This window comes from Shewanella sp. ISS20, from assembly GCF_056522965.1.
Map to the genome: position 1 here is coordinate 3,587,143 of NZ_JAWRZK010000001.1, position 19,866 is coordinate 3,607,008.

The following is a 19,866-nucleotide window of genomic DNA, read 5'->3' on the forward strand; positions in this document are numbered from 1 at the left end:
GACGCTAAGCATAAAAAGTTAAAAGGAGCCAACTAGGCTCCTTTTTTATGGTTTGCAGATGCTAAATTGAGCTTTGCCAAGGTTAATTGGCCCAAGTTAATTTGCCACAGTTAATTTGCCACAGTTAACTTGGCCTCTAGATTAATTCATCAGCTTTTATTGGCGCTAAGCGGCAGTTTACTCAATAAGCTTGCAGGGTGACTCATTGCCATTTGCTCCCAAGTCTTGGCTGAATTGATGCCGTGGGCTGAAATTAGCTGCTGATTAGCATCAAACTCAAGGCTAGTGCTTAGATGTAAGCTCAGTTTGGAGTGCGGCAAATCAAAACTTTTAGTTAACCCTGTGCGGCCTTGGGTCGCTTGACCTATCACATCTACCCGCGGCCAATGGCGCGCAGCAATCGCAAGCCACTCACACTCTTGAATGCATTCAGGTCCAGTCACTAACAGCACGCGCGCAGGTAGCACTTGCGCAGGCTCTGACGGCATAGAAGAGCGGGCAGGCAAAAAGCGCTGCAATTGAGTGCTTAAGCGCTGCGCCTTAATCTGCTGTTTAGTAGTCTCATGGGAGAAGCCCCACAGTTGCAGTGTTTGCGCGCTGCGATAATGCCCCAAAGTATATTGAGTCGCACCGAGCAGAGTGGGCTCCTCGGGTCCAAATCTTTGATTGAGTAAATGCAGTAACGCTTGACTGCGGCCATGGGCTTTACGAATATCGATAATCACGGTTGGGTAATACTGTAAGGCTTGTTGCAGCTGAGCTTGCAGTTGACTGTCTTCCATGGCCGCTAAATCATCAACGGCTAACCACCAATGTTCACCATCTAAGGCTTGCCCAGGTGAGGGGGGATCATCACTCTCGGTCACAGGTATGGCTTGCGGTAAAATAAGCGCTTGATTGATGACCTCAGTAATTATCACGTTTGGCACTAAGGCTAACTCTTGTTTATCTTGTGCACTCTTTGCTGGTTCAATATTGGTTTGAATTGGCTTAGGTTTAATTTGTTTTGAAGGGGTTAAGGTAATAGTTTCACTGGCATGGGCTTGATTAAACCACGGCCGTTGCAGTAGCGGCAGCAATGACAGCTTAAGATGATGATATTGACGCCATAGCTCAGATCCCACCGCGGTACTGCGCGCCTTTATAGGTAAGTGGCGATAGCGAATTTGGCCGCGGTTGTTGGTGAGGGTAATACGTAAATCTTGCTCAGGATTTATGCCCAGCAATGGCCTAAGTCGATGCGCTTGGCTAAGTAGCGCGGCTATCTTAGTTTGATCTTGCCACTGAGATCTGGGTAACAAGGTGCGAATGACATTTATCCAGCGCGAAAGTGGCATACCGTCAATAAAACTGACTATGCTGGCGGTTTTATCCAGCAAGCGGCCGCGATTGTTTTTAGCAATAAAATGATCATTAAAGTATTCAATTTGATAATCATAGTCTTGCTGCGCCGCCACATAAGAGTGACTGGCACTGACATGCAAATTAGGATCGTTAAGTAGGCTTAAGCGCTGGCTTAACCGTAATTGATACTCGTTGATAGCCATGCCGTATTCACTGAGCTTGAACATTTGCTTCTGCCAGTGGCGCCATTCAATCGACCAATCGCTTGAAGCTAAGCTCAAAAACGCACCGTGACTTTGTAGCAAGCCCTCTAGTTCAATCAGTTCCTCAGTAATTTCCTGCTGGGATAAGGTTGCTGGCGGTGTTGCTGCTGGCCAGTGCAGGCTTGCTAAGCGCCCTACGCACAGGGCAAGACTTGCAAGCAAGATAATATAGATAGTTCGATAACCCGTATGCATCGCCTTTCCTTGACCTTTTGCCGTAAATTGCGCGGCAGCTAAAGGATATCGTTGAGTGATTGCCCCATTCCGAACTGGAGTGGGCATGGATTCATCTGACTTTCACCATAAAGTGGATAAGTATTGTTGAAAAATTTGTCTAACGCCAAAAATCGCTGGTGGGATTTGTTATGTGTGCTGGGACTAAGGGGCGCGTAGTGCTGCTAAGTTTAGCTTGCTGGGCATAAGGTTAAGGCTTGCTGACGGCATAATAGTCGTCTGCTAGATTCGTGGCGCATTATATATCTTTTAGTTGTAAGCTCTGCCGTTTGTCTATTTATCTAATTATAAAGTTACGCCTATAGTGGCTGACATTGGATAATGAAGATTGCGGAGGCGCTATGGCGCAGCAAAATGACGTAGTATCACTCGCTTATGCCACAGCGACTCCTGGGCTTGTGAGCATAGTGGGCGCAGGCCCAGGCGATCCTGACTTATTGACCATTAAGGCCTTAAGAACTTTACAGCAAGCCGATACCGTGTTGTTTGACGCCTTAGTGAGCGATGACATCCTAGCGCTCATTCCAAGTACCACTGAGCGTATCTTGGTAGGCAAGCGTTCAGGTTTGCACAGTGCGACTCAAGCGGAAATCAATCAACTTTTGATCACTAAAGCTTATACCCGTCGCCATGTTGTGCGGCTTAAAGGTGGCGACCCGTTTATTTTTGGGCGCGGCGGTGAAGAGTGCTTAAGTTTGAAAGCGGCTGGTGTGCCTTATCAAGTGGTGCCCGGCATTACAGCCGCAAGCGGCGCGGCGGCGTATGCCGGCATTCCATTAACTCATAGAGAAATGGCGCGCAGTGTTAGTTTTATTACTGGCCACACGTTAAATGATGATGTCAGTCGTTGGCAAGAATATCGCTCGGCGCAAATGACCTTAGTGATTTACATGGGGGTTGAAAAGGCGGCGACTATTGCTGCCAATCTTATCGCGGCAGGACGTGACGCCAATACTGCCGCCATCTTTGTGGCCAATGCGAGTCGTCATAATCAAACTTTGCACCCTTGTACCTTGGCGCAATTAGCCGCCGATAGTGTGCGAGATATTCCTATGCCAGCGCTGCTGATTATTGGTGAAGTCACTCGTTTAGCCGCTGAGCTTAAATGGTTTGAAGGTAATGCGGCGGAATATAGCACTCAGCTAGCAAAGTGATAAATAGCACTGCAATGAGCTGTTTAAGAAAACACGATTTCAGTTTTTAGTTCAGTACTTATTTAACGGCTGCGGCCAAGAGGGAGAATCAAGATGGTCCCAGAACAACTCAGTCATCTCGCGCAATTAGAAGCTGAGAGCATTCATATTATTCGCGAAGTTGCTGCCGAATTTGCCAATCCAGTCATGATGTACTCCATTGGTAAGGACTCATCTGTGATGCTGCATCTGGCGCGTAAGGCGTTTTATCCAGGCAAGGTGCCATTTCCTTTGCTGCATGTAGATACCGGCTGGAAATTTAAAGAGATGATCGCCTTTCGCGAGCAGCAAGTGGCTAAGTTTGGCTTGAATTTATTGGTGCACACTAATCCTGATGGCTTAGCTCAAGGCATTAATCCCTTTGATCATGGCAGCGCTAAGCATACCGACATAATGAAGACCCAAGCGCTTAAACAAGCCTTAGATCATCATAAGTTTGATGCTGCGTTTGGCGGCGCGCGTCGTGATGAAGAGAAATCCCGCGCCAAAGAGCGAGTCTATTCGTTTCGCGATAAGCAGCACAGATGGGACCCTAAAAATCAGCGCCCTGAATTATGGAATACCTATAACGCCGCTATTGACCCTGGCGAAAGTATTCGCGTGTTCCCGTTATCTAACTGGACTGAGCTGGATATTTGGCAATACATCAAACAAGAAAACATTGAAATCGTGCCGTTATATTTTGCCAAACCACGACCTGTGGTGGAGCGCCAAGGCCAGCTCATTATGGTGGATGACGAGCGCATGCCGTTATTAGCCAGTGATGAAGTGCGCCATCTAACGGTCAGGTTTCGCACTTTAGGTTGTTATCCATTAACGGCCGCCATGGAATCACAAGCCATTACTTTAGATGACATTATTGAAGAAATGCTGCTGGCTCGCTCAAGTGAGCGCGAAGGTCGACTGATAGATAGCGATCAAAGTGGCTCAATGGAACTTAAAAAACGTCAGGGTTATTTCTAAGGCGAGGAATCAATAATGAAAAATACAGCCCAGCCAGTGAGTCAGTATTTAGCGCAGCAGCAACATAAAAGCTTATTGCGATTATTAACCTGTGGCAGTGTCGATGATGGTAAAAGCACCTTAATCGGCCGCTTATTGTATGACAGCGCCCAAATTTATGAAGACCATTTAGCCAGCTTAAAAACCGACAGTGCCAAGGTAGGAACTACGGGCGATGCCCTAGATTTAGCCTTGTTGGTTGATGGCTTGCAGGCCGAGCGCGAGCAAGGGATCACTATTGATGTCGCCTATCGTTATTTCTCTACCGATAAGCGCAAATTCATCATTGCTGATACCCCAGGCCATGAGCAATATACCCGCAATATGGCCACAGGCGCGTCAACCTGTGAGCTTGCCATAGTGCTGGTGGATGCGCGCCATGGCGTGCAGCGTCAAACTCGCCGTCATGCGTTAATTGCCTCCTTACTTGGGATTAAGCATCTGGTTGTTGCCATTAATAAAATGGATTTAGTGGCTTACTCGCAAAGTCGTTATCAGCAAATTGTTGATGATGTTGCCAGTTTTGCCGCTGAACTTGGCGAACTGACCATTAACTATGTTCCTGTCTCTGCCTTAGTGGGGGATAACGTAGTTAATGGCAGTGAGCATATGCCTTGGTATCAAGGCCAAAGCTTATTGAGCTTGTTAGAAACTATTGATACAAGGCGCTCGCTTAATACTGAGCCAGTGCGCTTAGCTGTGCAGTATGTGCAGCGCCCAAATCTTGATTTTCGCGGCTATGCAGGCACCTTGCAAAGCGGCACCTTAGCGGTTGGTGATGAGATAATCGCGCTGCCTTCTGCTAAACGCTCAACCGTTGCCAGAATCGTGACCTTTGATGGCGACTTACCGCGCGCCATTGCTGGGCAAGCCATTACTGTGACCTTAAACCATGAGCTGGATATTTCCCGCGGCGATATGCTGGCAAGTGTTGATGCGCCGCCGCAATTAGCCAGTGAAGTGAGCGCCGATCTGGTATGGATGGATGAAGCGCCACTGGTGCTTGGCAAACTTTACAATGTTAAAGCTGGCCATAAATTAATTCAGGCAACAGTGACGGCGATTGAATACCAGTTAGACGTCAATAGCTATCAACAATTGGCGGCCACTAGCCTGCATTTAAACGGCATAGCTCGGGTAAATTTACGCTTAAGTGAGCCATTAGCCTTTGATGCTTATCAACAATTACGCCACAGCGGCAGCGTGATTTTAATTGATAGGCTCAGCAATGCCACAGTTGCTGCGGCCATGCTGGTGGCCAGTGTTAATCAAGCACCTAAGGCGCAATTTAGTGATTTTGAAAAGCAGTTCAATGCGCTTATTCGCAGCCAATATCCGCATTGGCAAGCCATAGATATTGCCACCTTGGAGTAAGCATAATGTCCACATGGTTCAGTGCTGCTAATCAGTTATGGATATCGGTTGAGCCCTTTGGCATAGGTTTGATTTTAATCGCCTTAGTCATAGGCTTGATTCGAGGGGTATCGAGTCCTGCGTTGCTATTTAGCTTAGCTGCGGTGAGTTGTTATTTATTGGGTTACGTGAGCTTGCAAGGGCTACTGACTAACTTTGCCAATGAAGGCTTAGTGACCTTAGTGCTCTTGCTGCTAGTCACCCAAGCATTAGAGAAAACTCGCATATTAACTCAAATGAGCCGCGCCATTGGCCGCGGTTCATTAGCCTCAACCCTATCCCGTTTAAGTATTTCTACGGCCCTAATTTCATCATTTACCAATAACACAGCTGTGGTGGCGTCGTTAATTGGCGCAGTGCGCCATAACACAGGTCATGCGCCCACTAAGCTGTTATTGCCGGTATCGTACGCGGCGATTTTAGGCGGCACTTTAACCTTAATTGGTACTTCGACCTCCTTAATAGTGAACTCTTTTGTGGTGGCGGCAGGCTTGCCACCTATAGGCTTTTTTGAGTTTACTCAGGTAGGCATAGTCGCTGCCATTGCGGGCTTAATCGTCTTAGTGTTAGGCGCCATGTACTTGCCCGACAGGCAAGTGGGCAGCGCGCAGCAAGGCTGGTATTTGTTAGAAGCGCGGGTGATTGCTAACAGCAACTTGGTGGGTAAGAGTGTGCAAGACAATCACTTACGCGCCCTTAAGCATTTATATTTGGTGGAGCTTGAGCGCGGCGGCATACGTATTTGCCCAGTACCGCCAGGATTAGTGCTGCAACCCAGTGATGTGTTACGTTTCTCTGGCGCTGTGGATGCCATGGCAGTACTGGAGCAATTTGATGGCTTAGAGTGGTTTGGTAAGCAGCAGGCTCGCGGCCAAAATTTACTGGAAGCCGTCATATCGCCAGCATCGGCTTTAGTTGGGCGCTCACTCAAACAGGCGCAGTTTCGTGAGCATTTTGATGCCGCTGTGGTGGCGATTCGCCGCGGTGCTGAGCCATTAAAAGGGGGGCTTGGCGATATTGAGCTCATGGCGGGCGATATGTTAGTGCTAGCACCGGGCAAAACCTTTCGCCAGCACCCTGATCTTAATCATGATTTCTTAGCCATCAGTGGCCTTGATATCAGTGTGCGTTTAGATAAAAAACGCAATACCACAGTGTTAGCGACGTTTGCCCTCACTATTTTATTAAGCGTGTTGGAGTGGGTTCCTTTAGCTAAGGGCTTAAGCCTATTGCTGTTATTTTATGTTGGTATAGGGGCTATCACCTTAGATGAAATCCGTAGCCGTTTTCCTATCGGGTTAACACTGGTGGTGGGCAGCGCCTTGAGTCTGGCCAACTTAATGTTGGCCTCGGGGCTTGCTGATAATTTAGCTAAAAGCTTGCTTACTATGAGTGGCGGTATGGGCGTCATGGCCGCCTTTATCTTAGTGTATTTTTTAACGCTAGCGCTCACTGAACTCATGACCAATAATGCCGCGGCCGCCTTAGCTTTTCCTATCGCTTATGCGGTGGCCATGAGTTATGGCGTTGATACTCGCCCATTTATTTTTGCGGTACTGTTTGGCGCCAGTGCCAGCTTTATTTGCCCTTATGGTTATCAAACCCACTTAATGGTGCAATCGGCCGGTAATTACCAGTTTAAAGATTTTGTGCGCCTGGGGTTACCTGTCTCCATAGTGTATTCGGCCGCGGTGCTCATCTTAGTGCCTTTATGCTTTCCTTTTTAATGATGTGAGGTGTGTATGAAATCAGCAGTATCAGCGCCAGTTGCCGAGGTTATTCAAGGGCAAGATATAGTGTGGCATCAGCATCTGGTCACTGGGTTTGAGCGCGCCGCGCAAAAGCAGCAGCAACCTGTGATCTTATGGTTTACTGGGCTTTCTGGCGCGGGTAAATCCACCTTAGCTGGCGCCTTAGAGCAAGCCTTATTTGCCGCTGGGCATCACACGTATCTGCTCGATGGCGATAATGTCCGCCATGGTTTATGCAAGGATTTAGGCTTTAGCGAAGCGGATAGGGATGAGAATTTACGCCGCGTTGGGGAAGTTGCCAAGTTAATGCTAGATGCTGGCTTAGTGGTGTTATCGGCCTTTATATCGCCCACTCGCAGTGAGCGCGATGCTATTCGCGCCAGCGTGCCCGCGGGGCAATTTATTGAAATTCATGTGGCCACACCACTGACCGTTTGTGAAGCGCGCGATCCTAAAGGCTTATATGTCAGTGCGCGTAAGGGCAAAATTGCTAATTTCACCGGTATTTCCGCCCCCTACGAAGCGCCATTAGCCGCTGAACTCACCATAGACACCAGTAAAGGCGAGCTTGATAGGCAAGTTGATACCTTAATGACCTATCTCACCGCGCTGGAAATTATTAAAGCCAAAGATATTAACGCTTGAGTTGATGACATGCCCTTCATGTATTTGAGGGGCATAAGCCTCTACCTTAAGTATCACATATCATGTCAATATGAATGACAGCTCAGAGCCTAGCCTAGACTTTATCTCCCTGTGGCGTGTGCCAGCCTAATTAAGTGTTAATCAAGAGCAGTATCTACTGCTAACACCCGTTTCGACCCATTTAAGTCAATCTTGTGCTCGTTAACATCTTGCCGATTTATTGAGCTTGTGCATGGCGCTAATCTAATCTCTCATGGCAGCCATTATCTCGCACTTCAAGCCTAGTGAGACTGTGTTAAATGGCAAAAAATCCCTTGTGGTATAAGGTCTGTTACTGACACTTATACCAGTGAAGGGCTTTTTATTAGCTTAGCGACCTAGTTTAGTGAGGTCACATGTTAGTTATTATCGCTGTAGTTTCGACCATAGTAGCTATCGAGGAACAGTTGTTTCAGCTCGATAAGCAATGGGTAACGGGGGTTGGCTCCGGTACATTGATCGTCGAAGGCATCTTCGGCTAGTTCATCTAACTTGGCGAGGAAGTCGGCTTCGTTGACGCCGGCGTCTTGGATAGAAGCAGGAATGCCAATCGACTTCTTGAGCTGAGTGATTTTCTCAAGCAATTGTTCAACTTTTTCTTCATCCGTTGTTCCGCCGAGTTTCAAGTGATCGGCAATGGCAGCATAACGGCACAGGGCTTTTGGCCGGTCGTATTGGCTAAATGCCGCTTGCTTAGTGGGCAGATCTGTTGCGTTAAAGCGGATAACGTTGTTGATCAGCAACGCATTGGCTAAGCCGTGAGCAAGGTGGAACTCTGCGCCCAACTTGTGCGCCATTGAGTGACAAATCCCGAGGAAAGCGTTAGCAAAGGCGATACCTGCAATGGTGGCGCCATTGTGAACTTTTTCACGGGCGACAGGCGCTTGTGAACCTAAGTGGTAGGCATCGGGTAAATATTTGCACAGTAAATCGAGGGCTTGCAGTGCTTGGCCGTCGCTGTATTCGTTCGCCATCACGCTGACATAAGCTTCAAGGGCGTGGGTGACCGCATCTATGCCACCAAAGGCGGTGAGGGATTTAGGCATATCCATCACCAGATTTGGGTCAACAATCGCCATATTAGGCGTGAGTTGATAATCAGCAATCGGATATTTTTTCCCTGTGACTTCATCGGTCACAACCGCAAAAGGCGTGACTTCAGAACCTGTACCTGAGGTGGTGGGAATAGCCACCATCATGGCCTTGGTGCCCATCTTAGGGAACTTGTAGATACGTTTACGAATGTCCATAAAGCGCAAGGCTAGATCTGCAAAATCAACCTCTGGATGTTCGTACAGCACCCAAATAATCTTAGCCGCATCCATAGGTGAGCCACCGCCTAGGGCGATAATCACATCGGGCTTAAAGTTTTGAGCGACCTTTGCCCCTTGGCGAACTATGGCTAAAGTAGGATCGGCTTCGACATCGTAAAATATTTCGGTTTCAAGGCCTTGGGCCTTTAAAATCCGCATGGTTTCGTCGCAATAACCGTGGTTAAACAAAAATCTGTCGGTGATGATCAGCGCGCGTTTTTTATCGCTCAGTTCTTCCAGTGCTATTGGTAAACTGCCGCGGCGGAAATAAATAGATGCAGGAAGCTTGTGCCACAACATGTTTTCGGCCCTCTTAGCGACAGTTTTCTTGTTGATCAAATGACTTGGACCCACGTTTTCCGAAATCGAGTTGCCGCCCCAAGAGCCGCAACCTAAGGTGAGTGAAGGTGCTAGTTTGAAGTTGTACAAATCGCCAATGCCCCCCTGCGAAGCTGGGGTGTTGATCAAGATGCGCGCCGTTTTCATTCTAAAACCAAAGGCATGCACACGTTCGGTTTGCGTGTCTTGGTCGGTATAAAGCCCAGAAGTATGACCAATGCCCCCAAGGGCGACTAAGGCTTCAGCTTTATCCATAGCATCGTTAAAGTCGATGGCACGGTACATGCCAAGCAGTGGAGAGAGTTTTTCATGGGCGAAGGCTTCGCTGTCGCCAATGTCGGTGACTTCACCAATCAGCACCTTGGTCCAATGAGGAACTTCAAAGCCCGCCATTTGCGCGATACTGGCGGCACTTTGACCAACGATATCGGCATTCAAACTGCCATTTTTTAAAATAACCTGTTGCATCGCCGCGGTTTCATCTTTCGAGAGTATGTAACCACCGTGAGTCGCGAAACGCTCTTTGACCTGCTCATAAATACTGTCGACCACAATCACAGCTTGCTCTGAGGCGCAGACCACGCCGTTGTCGAAGGTTTTCGACATTAATATTGAGCTGACTGCCCGTTTGATGTCGGCGGTTTCATCAATCACAATCGGCGTGTTACCCGCACCGACCCCAATAGCAGGTTTACCGGAAGAGTAGGCGGCTTTTACCATACCCGGGCCACCGGTTGCGAGGATCAAATTAACCTTAGAATGAGTCATTAATTGATTCGATAGTGCGACGCTGGGTTCATCAATCCAGCCAATGATATCCTTAGGCGCACCAGCCGCAATGGCGGCGTCCAGCACTAATCTTGCTGCGGTTGTGGTCGAGTTTTTGGCCCTTGGGTGGGGCGAGAAGATGATCGCATTACGGGTTTTAAGGCTGATTAATGCCTTAAATATCGCGGTCGATGTCGGGTTGGTGGTGGGCACTATGCCGCAGATGATGCCAACGGGTTCGGCAATGGTGATAGTGCCGAAGGTGACATCTTCAGATAAAATCCCGCAGGTTTTTTCATCTTTGTATTTGTTATAAATGTACTCAGAAGCAAAGTGGTTTTTGATCACTTTGTCTTCAACCACCCCCATGCGAGTTTCTGCCGCGGCCATTTTCGCCAGCGAAATACGCGCATCGGCGGCGGCAAGGGCGGCAGCACGGAAAATGCTATCGACTTGGGCTTGACTGAAGGTTGCATATTCGGCCTGGGCTTTCGCCACACGCTCGATCATCAGATCCAGTTCTTGTGCATTGGTCACTATCACGATTAATACTCCTAAAAAGATTTAGTGAAGCAAGGCATTCACTAAATCCTCTTTGTGATAGAAAATTACACCGAAAACTGGGTTTATGGTGTGACGCAAGCGACAATGTTGCAACTTTACGTAATGAAATTACAACAAGCACAACCTGTTTGTTTGAATTTTGAGCTGTCACAGGGTGCTGAACGCCCTCAACCAAGAATTATGCATGGAGAAAGAAATTCTAAAAAAGGCCAGAATTGATCTCGTCATTTTAATTCAATGATAAATAAATGATTTTTGCCGTTTGGCATCACACTTATCTGCTCGATGGCAATAATGTCCGTCATGGTTTATGCAAGGATTTAGGCTTTAGCGAAGCTGATAGAGATGAGGATTTGCGCTGGGTTGGGGAAATTGCCAAGTTAATACTTGATGCGGGCTTAGTGGTGTTATCGGCTTTTATATCGCCCGCTCGCAGTGAGCGCGATGCTATTCGAGCCAGCGTTCTAGCGGGTCAATATATTGAAATTCATGTCGCCACACCACTTAGCGTCTGTGAAGCGCGCGATCCCAAAGGCTTGTCTGTCAGTGCGCGTAATGGCGAGCTTGATAGACAAGTCGAAACCTTAATGATCCACTGGAAATTATTAAAGCTAAAGATATCAGTGCTTGAGTTGATGGGAGCCTTACATTTTGATGCACTCTGAAATTTTGAATAGCCACGGCATCCATGCCAAGGCTAAGTTCATTGGTTGTATATAATGGCGGTAGTAATTGTCTTATTTCTTAGTTAAATGATTTTGTCATTTATTTACAATACTTTATGTAGTCGTAGGCGCAAAGCAGTCTTCTATAGCCAGTCCCCTTTTTATCAGGCATACTTCTAAGAAATGTCTCTACCTCACCTAAAGGTATTTTTTTATTCCATATTGACCAGGTGATCGCATTCAGTTCATTCGCACGAGTAACAGAGTCATCATCAAATATATCTTTTAAGCAAGTGTGAGTAGTTTCAACGGTGTTAGGTAAACCTCCAATGTAGTCTTCAATTTTTCTTAGTTGCTGTTCTTTTAAAATTGTAGCCTTATCAAGTTCATTATAAATTTGGTCAAATGCATATATCGGGAACCATTGACTGACCGCGATGTTAATAGCATCTATTAATCTAATTAAATGATGGTTAGATTCTTCTACAATACCAAAGTAGTCAGACATAAAGCTTGCAGCACTCTTGTGCTCGTATGTTATTGATTTTGAAGACCCTATGACAAGGATCTTATCGCTATTGTCAAGTGAGTCAATATCTTCAGTGATGTTGACCTTTATACTGCTACCATCAGCACTAGCACCGGAATAGATGTCTTTAACAATACTTTGAACTTTTCTAATATCCATTGCCGAAACTGGTAAGTTTAAATTAGAAAGTGATTTATAGATTTCATTGAAATCATCAGTTTTTAACTTGTTTATTCTAATTGTAGAAAAACCTTCTAAATCGATATCATGCTCACTAATTTCGTGAGATTGATTGTCACGCTCATACTCAACTAAAAGGAAGTTGTTACGAATTCTTTCTGCATCATCTGAATTTGGTTCGACATAAGTAAAAATAGTTTTCAGTAAACTCTTAATGTTTTCGTCACCGATGCCATATCCCATGAATATGATTGGGTTGTGAATGAATATGGAAAGTAACTGTGCTCTGATTAACTCATACTTATCGTTGAACTGCATGTAATCATTTTCTGTGATAATTACTTTTGATGGGTTAGTGCAGCAGCCATGAATTTTATAAACAGAGCCATATGGATTGCTGAGTAATATATCGTTGCCCACCAGTGGTTCAAAACTAAAAACATCCTCTATTAGTCCATCATAATTTGTGGTGATTACTGAACCTATGTTTTTACGAATTTTTTTTAGCTCAGCAAGTTCTTCCCGTTTTTCATCCTTATAATCAAGATTGCTTACAAGTTGTGAAATATAAATTTTAAAACGGCTAAGGCAATTCTCTCTTTCCATTTCCTGATAGAAAATATCATTGATTTTCTTGAATTTTCCATTTCTATCCTTACATAGGATTTCATTAAACTCATCTTCAATCTTTGATGCTACCTTTGTGTAGTCATACTTACCGTTAACTCGACACTCTGCTTTAATATCAAGGTAAAACTCATTGTTGTCTTTAAGCTCAAATGCAATATTTTTTAATAAACCATCCCATGTAAATGCATTATTTAAATAGCGTAGACTTAGACCTGCACCTACGAATAACACAGGGTGGTTTCGGTACTGTCCAATAAACTCTTGTATGTTCATTTCTATTCCAGCCAACTAATGTTGCCGACAGTCTACCGCAAGTGATTAACCTAGCGCCAATCCCATAAATGAAAAAGAAACCATTATTTTCAAACACCTAGAGTGTATTTTCTGTTTTTTACCTTATTACGAATGTTGAAGTAGTGTGGAATTCATTGGTTGACTCGATGTTCAAGCGCTAACCTGACCATTTGGTGGGATAGTCAGCTTAGATAGTGTGTTGTCGGGGGCGAGACTACAGGGGGGTGCTTGCGGCGTGTAAGGCGCCTGACAATACGCTAAACAATACGTCCCACCTCTTAGCTAAATGCCGCACTTCCCCACCCAACACCAAAAACACTAATTAACTACTTGTTTAAATTAAGTTAGTCCACGCGCTTAAGAGGTGATATCAAGTTAAGTGACTAAGTGACTAAGTGACTAAGTGACTAAGTGACTAAGTGGCTAAGGCACAAGGAGGTGGATATGGCTCCTACTCATAAGCAAATCTGCGTGTTAAAGGGAATGGCACTAGTGGGCTTAGGCGCCATCGCGGGCCCTTGGGTTTGTCTTGTGCTTTTATCCAAGCTTAATCATGTTAATCACAATCGCTGGGTATTTACTCTGGCAGTAAGCCAGCAGTAAGCCAGCAGTAAGCCAGCAGTAAGGGAATAGTTAGCTTAAAGTCGTCGGTTTAAGCTAGTTTGCCGCATAACTAAGGCGCGATATAAGGCATTAGCGCGAGATAAGTCATTATAGCCACTGAAAATCGCGAGCAAACAAGGTGCGCATGGCTTGCCAGTAAGGGCTGTCGTGGCGCGAGCCTATTAGCTGCACTAATTCATCTCCTATGGGCGTAAAGCGATAATAAGTTAACACTAACTTGGCGTGCTTGGGCCGCAGCTGTAGTAACTCTTGTTGATTATGCCAACTGATAACTTGTTTCGGCGCCAGCAAGCCTGTTTCAAATTCACTCTTGTGGAGTATGCCAGCTTCTTGCAAGGTGAGTATGGCGGAATAGGGCAGGCCAAATTGACTGAGTGGCAAACCTGTATTGACCGGTTTGCGCCAATATTGCCGTAGCCCGCTGGTATTGCGATAGCCGCTAAGCAGAATTAAGTGCGGATCGTTATCTAAGTTGCCGGATAAAGATTTAGCTCGCTCTAAAATAATGGCTTCGCGCTGAGTGAGTTGTTGCAACACTTGTAGACTACGAATACTGAATTGGCCGGGTTTTACTACTTCGCTGGCCAGTATGCGCGCCCATAACTCTTGCATCTTGCTATGACTTATTTGCTTGGCTAATTGCAGAAATTGCATGGTCCAGTCGCTATCAAGCTCAGAGCCTGTGACGTCTGATGGCGTGATAGATAGCGAAATTTTATAAATGGTTTCAAGGTTTTGCTGATATTGTTCTTCTAATAATTGTTGGCGTTTGGCGCTGCGCTCACTTAAGCTCGCTTCACTGGCTTGATAATAGTGATCGCTAGCCAAGCCTAAGTGGCGGCCAATTAACAAGGTTTTTTGGCGGGCTGAGATGGCTTTGTCCTGAATGTGCTGCGCCTGCACTGGAACGTAAGGCTTATCTGTCATTAAGATCTCACTCCTTGGCTAATGTCATGTGGCGCTGGCGTACTCCGATGTCGATTGACTCGCTAGCCGTTCTTGTTATTAGTATTAATCACTAGCATATTGTTATTCATAATATTTGTGAAATAGTTTGCGTTTTGTTGAATATTTGCCGAACTGGGGACAGATGGCGTGATCTCTCTCAAATACTCAGCCCTGACTATCTTCTACACTCAAACTCATAGATTTAGCTAATTAACGGGTAGATACCACAGTGAAAACACTGATTTTATATGCAAGCGTTCATGGTCATACGCAGCTCATTTGTGAGCGTTTGCAAACGCAACTGCAAGCCATGGGCGATGATGTCACCTTGGCTGCGTTAGCCACTGCCCCAGCCTTAAGTGGATTTGATAAAGTATTGATTGGCGGCAGTATTCGCCACGGTAAGCATCAAGCAGCGTTAGTGTCTTACATGCGCCAACATCAGGCGGCGCTGGAGCAAAAAGTGTGTGGCTTTTTTTCGGTGAGTTTAGTGGCGCGTAAACCTGGTAAAAATACGCCAACAACTAATGCGTATATGCAGGCCTTCTTAAAGCAAATCGAGTGGCAGCCACCAATTTTAGAAGTCTTCGGTGGGCGCTTAAATTACCCAGGCTTAGGCACTATGGATAGAAATATCATTCGCTTTATCATGTGGATGACCAAAGGGCCTACGGCGCCTGATACCGACATTACTTTTACCGATTGGGATAAAGTCAGCGCATTAGCCAAACGTTTTCACCAAGCGCGCTAACTCTGTCTCTGAGTTGATGAACGCCTTAACGCATGTTTAGCATGCGTTTTTTATTGAGTCATGTGTTTAGCTATTAGTAGTAGCCCCATTCAGTTGTTAGGGAGTGCCCATGTGGGAAAAGTTTGAGCTTAGGCTGCATCTATTACTTATGCTGGCGAGCGTGAGTTTACTTGTGACTAGCCCGTGGATCCTTATGGGTCGGCAATTGCGAGCTTCTGCCAGTGTTTGGGATTTATGGCATGTGTATATGGGCTTAGCACTTATACCTTTATCAGTGTTATTTCTTATAAAAAACTGTCGCCATGGCCAATGGCGCCTGTATTTTCCGTATTTAGCGGGTAACTTTACAGGCTTGGGGCAAGATTGCCGCGCCCTTGCTCGCGGTAAATTACCGGTTTGTGGCGGCGCTGGCTTATTTAGTGTGGTGGAAGGCTTATTGCTGGTGAGTTTGCTCGGCTGCGCTATTACTGGCGGCATGTGGTTTGTGCAGCAAGGCGGCAGTGATGCCTTGTGGTGGCGCAGCGTGCATAGTGATTGCGCTTGGATTATGGTCGGAGCTTTAATGGCGCACGTGGTCTGCGCGGCACTGCATGTGGTTGATATGATGCGCTAATGAGTGACTTGCCAGAGTAATAGATAAACATTTTGTTAATTATTACCCATAAAAAAAGCGCCCTAGGCGCTTTTTTTATGCTGCTGAATTTACTTCTGGGCAGATAAGTAGTTAATCAGCTCAACCATTTCACTTAAGCTGCGCATTTGGCCTAAGTTAACGGCGTATTTGTCGTTAACGATAAAGGCTGGAACACTTTGCACTTTAAATTGGTTCTGCTCGCTGCGCCATAAGGCCAATTTTTCGTTGGTGATAACGTTATCGGCTAAGGCATCATACTGCTTGCTGCTAACACCATGGGCGGCAAAGATTTTCTTAATGTCATCACGGTTGTTGATGCTTGGCTCATGGGCGTGACCTGGGGCTGAGTGGTCATGGCCGTTAGCACCTTCTTCGCCTTGAATGGCATTAAACATGGCAATGTTCAGTGCTTCTGCGCCATTTAACTGGTGGATAACCGCCAGTGAGCGCATCACTTCTGTGCCAATTTCTGAATTCATGAAATCGACATGCTTAGTTTCAAACTTAATGTTCTTATCTAATTTAGGCTTGATAACCGGCATGTATTGAGTTTCAAACGCAAAACAGTTATGGCAATAGAACGAAAAGAATTCAGTTAACTTAGGCTCGGCAGAGGCGGCTTGGTTAGGAATAACTGTGTAGTGAGTGCCTTCAACAAAATCAGCAGCAAATGTAGCTAATGGTGAAATGGCTAACGTCAGTGCTAGGGCTAACTTCTTAATCATAATGTCCTCAGAATTAACATGAAAGTGGTCTAATCCTTGAACTTGTCAGGTTAGGTTGCTTGGCTTCATTATCGCTTAATCAGCGCCGAGATACAGGGGCAATTATGTGAGCCTGCTTGAAGTTTTGACATCCCTTAATTAGGTTTAAAGCCATATTGACCGCTTATCCCGCAAAGATTAGCGCAGGCTTTGCCACGCTTCGCACACTTGGCGAAAGCGCGCAGCATTGCCGCCTTGGCGATCGGGATGCCATTGCAAGGCTAATTTTCGCCACTGTTTACGTATGTCGCGGGCATTGGCGTTGCTCGGTAACTCTAATACTGCTAAAGCCGCTATTTTTTCTAATGGCTGCTGATCAAAGCCCATGTAATTTTGGTATTTATTCCAAAACGATTCCAGCATCTGCCGCACTACGTTGGCGCAAGTATCATAGTTATTCCAGTCGTAGTAATAATCTCTAAGGTTAGCGGTTTGGGCTAAGGCGATGGGAAGGTTGCTGGGGATTTGCGCCGTAAGATAAATATCCATGGATTGGATAGTTAACCAGTTATCAGGCAATAACAGGGTTTGAATTTCAAATAAGGCATTCATTATTAAGAAATTGTGTTTGAACAAGTTCTTTTGTGGGTCGCTATCAAGTTCATGTAGCAGCCCTTGCTGACTAAGTTCTGCTGCCAGCGAGTGAATCTTCCAGTGTTGATTGGTAGACTTAAGTAGGCTTAATAGCGGCCAAATCAACGGGTTTTCTTGGGGTAACGCCGTCTCATGAGGCAGAGTCACCTGACTTGTGGGTTCCAACAGCATAGCTAAGCACCTGACGACCTAAGATGGATTAACTATGCCATAGGCTTGGAAATGCGCAAATCAGTAAAAAGAATGAGGCTAGGCGCTAGGGCTAAATCTCAGTAAATAATTTGGCTTGAGCCAAGCGCGATTTAGGCAGTTTGGCATTAAAATCATCATTGCTGCGATAGCCTAATGCCACCATAACCGTCGCGCCCAAACCTTTATCTCGTAAGCCTAATTGCTGATTTAAGATAGCAGGATCAAAGCCTTCAATCGGACAGGCATCTATGCCCATCATAGCCGCGCCCAATAACAAGGTGCCGAGGGCTAAATACACTTGCTTATCCACCCAGTGTTGGCAGTCTTTTAGCTCGTGATTATGCATACCCACAAAGAAGGCGCGCCCAGCGGCAATGGCTTGCTTGCTGGCATCATCTTGAATGCGGCCATCTTGCTGCTCTTGCATCAGGATTTCTGCTAGGTAGTTATCATCCAGTTGATTGCGACCGCAAAACACAATCACAGCTGACGCATTGAGTATTTTTGTGGTGTTAAAGCCATATTTTTCAGTGCTTTTGGCCAGCCTTTGCTTGCCATCTTCACTGGTGGCGAGCACAAAGTGCCAGGGCTGCGAATTGACCGATGACGGGCTAAATTGCAATAAAGTTTTAATGTCAGCCAGTTGCGCTTCGGTCAACAAGCGGCTGCTATCAAAGGCTTTTGTCGTGTAGCGACTGGTTACGACATCTATGAGTTGACTCATGGGCTATCTCCAAAAATTTGATAGCTCATTGTTTTAGCATAGATGGCGGGTTTTGGGCAGTTTAGTCATCAAGATTGGCTCATTTTCAATGAGATAATTAAGTTTACTGGCGCAAGGTATTAGTGATAACTAAATGGAATGCATGCTATGCCAAAGATTTAATTTTTCTATGTGAAGAAAAGTCTTACACTGAACACCATTTCTATTAACGAGTAAGCGGCCATGGCTGGTTCCAGTCGTCAGTCTAGTGCAATCAAGGTAAGTTTTTTAGTCATTCAAGTCGCAGCCTTAGTGTTGTTGTCATGGGCGTGCGATCAGTTGGCGTTATGGTTAGGTATTCCTATTCCAGGCAGCGTGATTGGTCTTGCCATTATTTTAGGCTTGCTGGCCATGAACTGGTTGCCTGAGCGCGCGATTCAAATCGGCGCTGCTTGGCTGATTGGCGATTTACTATTATTTTTTATTCCGCCAGTAGTTGCAGCATTGCACTTTGAGCCCTTACTTGAAACCTATGGCATTAAGTTATTAGTGCTCATTGTCGTGGGTACCGCCAGTGTGATGTTAGGCACGGGCTGGGCTGTCGATAAGTTATTTACTTTTGAGCAAGGCTTAAACCAAACGAGAGCCAATAAGTTGGCCGCTAAAGCTATGAATGCTGGAGATAATCACTAATGGAATGGTTATTGGCTTGGGGCAGCGTATTGCTGACATTAATGTGTTATTACGGCGCTAAAAAGTTATATCGAGTGAAAAAGATTTGGTTTTTTGCGCCGATTTTTCTCGCGCCTTTATTATTGATTGCCTTAGTGGTGAGCTTAGGCATTCCGCTAACTAGCTACAGTCAATACAGCCATTATTTATCGGTATTATTGGCGCCAGCGGTTATTGCCTTTGCACTGCCCATTTATCGCGAGCGCCATATTATCCGCCAATATCCACTGACCTTATCTTTTGGGGTGTTATTTGGGTTATTGCTTGGGGTGTTATCCACTTGGGGTTTGAGCCAAGTCATAGTTTTGCCGCCAGAATTATCCCATAGCGCCTTGGCGCGCTCGGTATCGACCCCATTTGCGCTGGCGGCAACGTCAGCCTTTGGCGGCGTGCCGGCATTAACCGCTATGCTGGTGCTTGCCACAGGCGTGATAGGTATGTTGATAGGTGAGCCGCTGTTTCGCATGATGAAACTTAACTCATCCTTAGGTAAAGGCATGGCACTCGGTGCGTCTTGCCATGGTGCAGGCACAGCCAAAGCCAATGAAATTGGGCAGCAAGAAGGCGTTATCGCAAGCCTGACTATGATTTTTACTGGCATTGGCATGGTATTAACCGCGCCATTATTTGCCTATGTTCTGGGTTAGTAGTCGTTCCATAAGTCCATAAGTCATCTTTCCATAAGTCGTAGCGCTAATCTTTAATTGTTAGCGCTACGCTGCTTTCAATTACCCGCGGTCTCATCTACGGTTATTTCC

At 45.9% G+C, this 19,866-nt stretch carries 17 protein-coding genes and 1 pseudogene; 11 read left to right on the plus strand and 7 right to left on the minus strand.

Annotation, left to right across the window (positions count from 1 at the left end; all coding sequences use genetic code 11):
• Positions 1-149 precede the first annotated feature (149 nt).
• On the minus strand, positions 150-1,802 hold the full coding sequence (locus AC1HDP_RS16340) for a S41 family peptidase (protein WP_479639558.1): 1,653 nt from the start codon (positions 1,800-1,802) through the stop codon (positions 150-152).
• A gap of 380 nt (positions 1,803-2,182) precedes the next feature.
• Between AC1HDP_RS16340 and cobA the strand changes: the two genes are divergently transcribed.
• The 5 genes from cobA to cysC all read left to right on the plus strand — a co-directional run bounded on the left by cobA (position 2,183) and on the right by cysC (position 7,845).
• Positions 2,183-2,995 carry a uroporphyrinogen-III C-methyltransferase gene (gene cobA / locus AC1HDP_RS16345; RefSeq protein ID WP_479639559.1) on the plus strand — a complete coding sequence of 271 codons (813 nt, stop codon included), beginning with the start codon at positions 2,183-2,185 and terminating at the stop codon, positions 2,993-2,995.
• A 93-nt stretch (positions 2,996-3,088) separates the two neighbouring features.
• Positions 3,089-3,997: a sulfate adenylyltransferase subunit CysD gene (cysD, locus tag AC1HDP_RS16350; RefSeq protein ID WP_140931133.1), complete on the plus strand. Its 909-nt coding sequence runs from the start codon at positions 3,089-3,091 to the stop codon at positions 3,995-3,997.
• Between the two features lie 15 nt (positions 3,998-4,012).
• The gene (cysN, locus tag AC1HDP_RS16355; RefSeq protein ID WP_479639560.1) at positions 4,013-5,410 is read left to right on the plus strand and encodes a sulfate adenylyltransferase subunit CysN; all 1,398 of its coding nucleotides are present in this window, start codon (positions 4,013-4,015) and stop codon (positions 5,408-5,410) included.
• 5 nt (positions 5,411-5,415) lie between these two features.
• Complete coding sequence (locus tag AC1HDP_RS16360; RefSeq protein ID WP_479639561.1) at positions 5,416-7,176, plus strand: SLC13 family permease; 1,761 nt, start codon at positions 5,416-5,418, stop codon at positions 7,174-7,176.
• Positions 7,177-7,191: 15 nt separating this feature from the next.
• Positions 7,192-7,845 (plus strand): adenylyl-sulfate kinase, encoded by a 654-nt coding sequence (cysC, locus tag AC1HDP_RS16365; protein ID WP_479639562.1) that lies wholly within the window; start codon positions 7,192-7,194, stop codon positions 7,843-7,845.
• 398 nt (positions 7,846-8,243) lie between these two features.
• Here the strand turns inward: cysC and adhE are convergent, their stop codons facing one another.
• Complete coding sequence (gene adhE / locus AC1HDP_RS16370; RefSeq protein ID WP_479639563.1) at positions 8,244-10,847, minus strand: bifunctional acetaldehyde-CoA/alcohol dehydrogenase; 2,604 nt, start codon at positions 10,845-10,847, stop codon at positions 8,244-8,246.
• A 284-nt stretch (positions 10,848-11,131) separates the two neighbouring features.
• On the opposite strand from adhE, the pseudogene AC1HDP_RS16375 reads away from it, so the two are divergent.
• Positions 11,132-11,434: pseudogene (locus AC1HDP_RS16375) on the plus strand (adenylyl-sulfate kinase); the annotation flags it as partial.
• Between the two features lie 199 nt (positions 11,435-11,633).
• Here the strand turns inward: AC1HDP_RS16375 and AC1HDP_RS16380 are convergent.
• Positions 11,634-13,145: an SIR2 family protein gene (locus AC1HDP_RS16380; protein WP_479639564.1), complete on the minus strand. Its 1,512-nt coding sequence runs from the start codon at positions 13,143-13,145 to the stop codon at positions 11,634-11,636.
• A 465-nt stretch (positions 13,146-13,610) separates the two neighbouring features.
• On the opposite strand from AC1HDP_RS16380, the gene AC1HDP_RS16385 reads away from it, so the two are divergent.
• On the plus strand, positions 13,611-13,769 hold the full coding sequence (locus AC1HDP_RS16385) for a hypothetical protein (protein WP_479639565.1): 159 nt from the start codon (positions 13,611-13,613) through the stop codon (positions 13,767-13,769).
• A 108-nt stretch (positions 13,770-13,877) separates the two neighbouring features.
• Here AC1HDP_RS16385 and AC1HDP_RS16390 read toward each other — a convergent pair whose 3' ends face one another.
• The gene (locus tag AC1HDP_RS16390; RefSeq protein WP_479639566.1) at positions 13,878-14,717 is read right to left on the minus strand and encodes a TIGR03899 family protein; all 840 of its coding nucleotides are present in this window, start codon (positions 14,715-14,717) and stop codon (positions 13,878-13,880) included.
• A 250-nt stretch (positions 14,718-14,967) separates the two neighbouring features.
• On the opposite strand from AC1HDP_RS16390, the gene hemG reads away from it, so the two are divergent.
• Both hemG and AC1HDP_RS16400 read left to right on the plus strand, forming a co-directional pair.
• Positions 14,968-15,489: a menaquinone-dependent protoporphyrinogen IX dehydrogenase gene (gene hemG, locus AC1HDP_RS16395; RefSeq protein WP_479639567.1), complete on the plus strand. Its 522-nt coding sequence runs from the start codon at positions 14,968-14,970 to the stop codon at positions 15,487-15,489.
• A gap of 109 nt (positions 15,490-15,598) precedes the next feature.
• Entirely contained in the window at positions 15,599-16,102 is a 504-nt protein-coding gene (locus tag AC1HDP_RS16400; RefSeq protein ID WP_479639568.1) for a cytochrome b/b6 domain-containing protein, read from the plus strand.
• Between the two features lie 89 nt (positions 16,103-16,191).
• Here the strand turns inward: AC1HDP_RS16400 and AC1HDP_RS16405 are convergent, their stop codons facing one another.
• The 3 genes from AC1HDP_RS16405 to nfsB all read right to left on the minus strand — a co-directional run bounded on the left by AC1HDP_RS16405 (position 16,192) and on the right by nfsB (position 18,397).
• Positions 16,192-16,848 carry a thiol:disulfide interchange protein DsbA/DsbL gene (locus AC1HDP_RS16405; protein ID WP_140931146.1) on the minus strand — a complete coding sequence of 219 codons (657 nt, stop codon included), beginning with the start codon at positions 16,846-16,848 and terminating at the stop codon, positions 16,192-16,194.
• A gap of 177 nt (positions 16,849-17,025) precedes the next feature.
• Complete coding sequence (locus AC1HDP_RS16410) at positions 17,026-17,652, minus strand: DNA-J related domain-containing protein (RefSeq protein ID WP_140931147.1); 627 nt, start codon at positions 17,650-17,652, stop codon at positions 17,026-17,028.
• A gap of 91 nt (positions 17,653-17,743) precedes the next feature.
• Positions 17,744-18,397, minus strand: a complete 654-nt coding sequence (gene nfsB, locus AC1HDP_RS16415; protein ID WP_479639569.1) for an oxygen-insensitive NAD(P)H nitroreductase — start codon at positions 18,395-18,397, stop codon at positions 17,744-17,746.
• Positions 18,398-18,619: 222 nt separating this feature from the next.
• Here nfsB and AC1HDP_RS16420 point away from each other — a divergent pair, with 222 nt between their 5' ends.
• Together AC1HDP_RS16420 and AC1HDP_RS16425 are read left to right on the plus strand one after the other, a co-directional pair.
• A complete protein-coding gene (locus AC1HDP_RS16420) occupies positions 18,620-19,069 on the plus strand; it encodes a CidA/LrgA family protein (protein ID WP_140931151.1) in 450 nt (149 codons plus the stop codon).
• Positions 19,069-19,755 carry an LrgB family protein gene (locus tag AC1HDP_RS16425; protein ID WP_479639570.1) on the plus strand — a complete coding sequence of 229 codons (687 nt, stop codon included), beginning with the start codon at positions 19,069-19,071 and terminating at the stop codon, positions 19,753-19,755. Before AC1HDP_RS16420 ends, AC1HDP_RS16425 begins: the two co-directional genes overlap by 1 nt.
• Positions 19,756-19,866 lie beyond the last annotated feature (111 nt).